The following is a 4,929-nucleotide window of genomic DNA, read 5'->3' as shown; positions in this document are numbered from 1 at the left end:
GGCATATTAGTGTTCCGCTGTGATGATGATAAAGTATACCTATACTTCCGTTAGTGAACAAACTACTTGACATCGAGCTGAGATTAGCTAGAATTCAACTATCGACGGAAACGTCACTAGATTGAAAGCGCGGTACAGTGTGAAGCTGGTTGGTCTTAGACCCCGTTAGCGAGATATTTTCGAAGGGCTCCTTTTAGGAGCCTTTTTCGATCTTGCTCCTTTACCTCTATTCTTCTAACTCACTCTCATACCTAGTACACTCAGGAAAAGTTTATGTTTTCCCTTTTGTTTGGTTATTATTTGATCTAATGACAATTTCACCAGTTACCCCCCATTTTTAATGACTCGTAACTTGTTTAGGGGCATAAATGATTTACGCTCCGTGGCACATTTCTGGACAATTCTGCGTCAATGAATTAGCTAATTTGGTAAAGGATGGATTAACCTAGGCATGGAAGATTATCATTTGTTGTGCAAAAAACATTGGCGATAATGTTATTAGGCAGATTAAAGGCCTACACTTTTGATATCGGTAAAAGGCGTTTAACGCCGTCTAAGACTTGTTTTCTAATGGCAGTATTTATTTTTATATGTTCCATTTGCTCTTCGTTCCATTTCTCACTTTCAACGTAGTCCATCCAATGAGCCGCACCACAAGTAGCCCTATTAATTCTTTCGTCATAATCAAACTGTTCTAATGACTCAGGTATAGGCTTAAAAATTGCGTCCACTATTTGAATTTTTAGATTTTCATTTTTAACCATTGCGTTAGAAAGCCTATTATTAATGTGCTTGTCTCCAAAGCCATAACCAATAACTGTAATCTCATCTGCTGAATTTATTTGCTCGCTGAATAACTTTAGTTTTTCTTCGCCTTTTTTATCATTAGTAGTGCGACTATATTTATTCCCACCAGTCAACATTGACTGACATATAATATCAAGCCTCCCATTGTGGCCGGTGATTACCCTATCTTTACCTGATGGGACTTTATAGTTGTCAACATAATATCCCATTTCTTGAATGTTAATAAAATCAGTCATCAACTCGTTTGAATCAGCTACCCCTAGCGATTGATTACAAATTTTTTCTCCGTCGTTATATTCTAGCTCTGAAAGACCACCATGAAGCTTAACTAAGTTCACACCTCGCTTATCATTGAAAAACGAACTACATTCAAATAATTTACTCCTTTCTTTGAATGTGAGTTTAATAATTTCATCCATTTCAATATTACTTTTAGGAAATGTGATATTTTGATTGTCACCATATGTGACTGGAATCCCAAAATCCAACGCTAAACATTCAAAGTAAATATCATGATTCAATGTAAAAACCCATGTGTCTTTACTATTTAGGAGATTTTTAACCTTACAGAACCATTGTTTATTTCTTGGATACATTAAGGAAAACGAAACGACTTGGTAATAGAATAAAATCAAATGAATGACGCTATATAGAGCACTAAATAAACAGTGGTATGAGTCCCGATCAGATTGTGTTTTGTTGCTATATATCTCACTTAAATTTTCAATGCTGGCTAACAACTCTTCGTAGTTACTTCCCTCATAATCAAGAACCATTTGCATCGCTTCATTCAAAGCACCTCTATTGATGGGTCTTGAGCAATCATTGTTGTTTTGTTGGTAGACTGACTCCACAAGCGCTTTCGCATTTTTTTCATTGAACACATTTGTAAATACATTCGTTAGCTCATACGTTAATGGCATACCGAAGTCATAGGAAAAACCTGCTCCAAGCAATAGTACTTTTTTCATAAATTTCATGTGGCCTACATTGAGAATTGAGTAATAGCATTAGCCCCGTTTTTCTTTTGCTATGATGCTGTATTCGGATAACTTTTGGTAGGGAAAATACACTTTAACAGCATATGTGTGAGTTTCTACTCTAAACCATAAAGGGGCATAAATGAGTTAAGTACTCTAAACTATTTTTGGACAGAAACGAGCTAGGTTTCCAAATCTAATTCGTAAGTTTAGGATTAAAATTTCTATGGATTAACGCCAACAGCAAGCGCGCCGTTTTTTGGCGTCGCCTTGACTGTTTTTGCTAGGGAATCCCCAGATAATTCTTTTAAATTTCAAAATAGTAGACACACATGGTGCTATCTGATCTAATCAATTTCGCCAAAAACCTATTAAATCTAACACCATGCGTGATATCCATATACTACACGATTTAATCAAAAAACAATGCCCTCAAATACACCAAAAACGGCTTAATTCTCTGATGGTTGCCACTGAGTCACTCCTCGATGGTAATCAATTATCACTTACTCAGCTTGGTCGTAATATCACAGGCTCTGTGGCGGCTAAACATAACATTAAACGTGTCGATCGACTTTTAGGTAATCATCACTTATCTAAAGATAAAATAACCCTCTATCAATGGCATGCTCGATATTTGTGTGGCTCAAATCCTATGCCTATTATCCTGGTCGATTGGTCTGATGTCCGTGAACAGCTCCGAATAATGACGCTACGTGCATCCATCAGTGTTCAAGGTCGCTCTGTGACTGTATATGAACGCACTTTTTTGTTTGAAGACTACAACGCACCTCGCAGCCATAATGCGTTTCTAGCTGAACTCGCCAATGTTCTACCTCAAGGCTGTTGTCCGCTCATCGTGACCGATGCAGGTTATCGTAATACCTGGTTCAGAGAAGTCGAACGTTATGGTTGGTTCTGGCTTGGTAGAGTACGTGGCGATGTAAGCTTTATGCATCATGGAAAAGCGACCTGGTTCTCGAATAAATCGCTATATCCGAAAGCAAACTCAACCGCTAAATACATAGGTAATGTCCAGCTTGCACGTAAATCACCGCTAAGCTGCCATTTACATCTATTTAAGGCTAAGCCCAAATTACGTAAAGATAAGCGCTCTTCAAAAGCGGGCCGAAACCACACCGCACAAAAGAGTTATCGCTTAGGTAGCAAGGAGCCTTGGCTGCTGGCGACCAACTTACCACCTGAATATTTCAACTCAATAAAAGTGGTTGAGCTATATGCTAAACGCATGCAAATTGAAGAAACCTTTCGGGATTTAAAAAGCCCGCAATATGGCATGGGGCTGAGGAAAAGTCGCAGTCGGTGTCCAAAGCGATATGATGTGTTATTGCTTATCGCAATGCTGGCAGAAATACTGTTGTGGTGCATAGGTATAGCCGCGAGGCATCTTGGCTGGCAGAAGGATTTTCAAGCGAACAGCATCAAACATCGCGCTGTATTATCCGTTGTAAGATTAGGAAAAGAAGTGCGGCGAAGGCCAAAATACACGCTGAAAGCATCGATAATTTACTGGGCATTAAACGAATATATCAAACTAGTTCATACCGCAGGCAGACCTAAATTATGAGGGGATCCGCCAGCTGTTTTTGTTATGAGCTTTGTTTATTCTTTAGTATTTTCACTATACGGTTAATTACGATTTCCGATAAATTCCAGTCGTACCCATCAAAATTAGTTGTATTAATAAATTGAATGACAACCGTGTCGATATCTTCATGGTACTCTGCAAGACTCTGATAGCCGGGAAGCAGACCTCCATGCTCGTACACGTAAATGGAGGAATAGATTTCCTGTTCACCTTCATCAAACACTGAGCCGTTGTTTAATGCCCGCAAGAATATGCCCACATCCTGCGCTGTCGCGACCATTGAACCATAGCCATCCAAGCCATAATCATTAGTCTTTATATCCGACTCAAAGCCAACGTAATAGCCGCTCATCACATCGTCTATATCCACTTCCCGAAGCGAACCGAAAGTGTTGCTCAGCTCCAGTGGTATCAAAATTTCCTCCTTAATATATTGATGATGGCTATAACCCACCATCCTATCAATGAGCTCGGAAAGCAATAAGTAGTTTGTGTTTGAATATTCATAGTCTTCACCTGGTTCAAAGCTCCCAGGCAAATCAAGTGCTAATTCAAGCGCGTCTTTACTGTTCAGTGGGTCATCCCAAAAGCCAGGGCTGTCGGTTAAATTGGGAATACCACTCCGATGTTGCACCATCAATCTCAATGTGATTTGATCAGCATTCTCAATTCTCCCCACAAGTTCTGGAAAATAATCGGCAAGCGTTTTATCCAAAGACAAACGTTTATCGTTGACGAGCTTGGTGATAGCAACAGCAACATATAACTTACTGATACTGCCAATCTTGAACAGCGCATGAGGGTCGGCAGGTATTTTGTTTTTTCGGTCCTTCCAGCCAGCAGTATAAAGGGCTGGCGGCTTGCCTGTTTCGTCTACATAAACAACAATCCCATCAAATCCATGATCAATAGCTTCATTTACTTGTTCTTGAACCGTATCAGGCAGCGGCGATATCCAAGCCCCTACCAAAATCCATGGTACAAACCACATGGAAATTAGGGTTCCAATCAATAAGGCGATTCTAAGTAATGGTTTTATTTTTTTCTTCATCATATTGGCATACTGTTTTAGGGCGATGCGCATTTATTAAATAGCTCATAACAGCTTATTGATTAGCAGCAGGATAACCTCCTGCTTTCTTGTAAGTTTCTTCGTCAAAATATCACTTGTAAGTGTTTGTTGTAAATATATTATTTAACAAAAAATACAGGTTAAATATGACAATTTAGCAGATAAAAAAGATGCATAGGTGTTTACGAGGTCTGCATAGCACTTTTATATATATTACAAACTATTGATAATAATGAGTTAATGTTTAACAGTTAGTATTATCGATGCGCCAATCCAACGATTTATGCATCTTTTTCATAGCAATTATCTCAACTTCAACTATAACTGTATATAAACAAGGGCTATCCATTTAGCGCCACCAGTGTCAATATGTAGTGATGAAAACTTCATCGTATTTATTAAAAGCTGGTGTAGATTACCCTACAAGTTGGGGCGAATTTGTTGATTGGTTTCATGATGAA

At 38.8% G+C, this 4,929-nt stretch carries 3 protein-coding genes; 1 reads left to right on the top strand and 2 read right to left on the bottom strand.

What is annotated here, in order from left to right; all coding sequences use genetic code 11:
• Positions 1-515: 515 nt before the first annotated feature.
• A complete protein-coding gene (locus H5202_RS18005) occupies positions 516-1,787 on the bottom strand; it encodes a hypothetical protein (protein WP_182773278.1) in 1,272 nt (423 codons plus the stop codon).
• A 385-nt stretch (positions 1,788-2,172) separates the two neighbouring features.
• Between H5202_RS18005 and H5202_RS18000 the strand changes: the two genes are divergently transcribed.
• Complete coding sequence (locus H5202_RS18000) at positions 2,173-3,375, top strand: IS4 family transposase (RefSeq protein ID WP_182773277.1); 1,203 nt, start codon at positions 2,173-2,175, stop codon at positions 3,373-3,375.
• A gap of 22 nt (positions 3,376-3,397) precedes the next feature.
• Here H5202_RS18000 and H5202_RS17995 read toward each other — a convergent pair whose 3' ends face one another.
• Positions 3,398-4,480: a serine hydrolase domain-containing protein gene (locus tag H5202_RS17995; RefSeq protein WP_259397374.1), complete on the bottom strand. Its 1,083-nt coding sequence runs from the start codon at positions 4,478-4,480 to the stop codon at positions 3,398-3,400.
• Positions 4,481-4,929 lie beyond the last annotated feature (449 nt).

It is taken from the genome of Shewanella sp. SG41-4 (assembly GCF_014164505.1).
Classification (GTDB): domain Bacteria; phylum Pseudomonadota; class Gammaproteobacteria; order Enterobacterales; family Shewanellaceae; genus Shewanella.
Note: the sequence above shows the minus strand (reverse complement) of the source record. Positions and strands in the feature narration are given on the sequence as shown.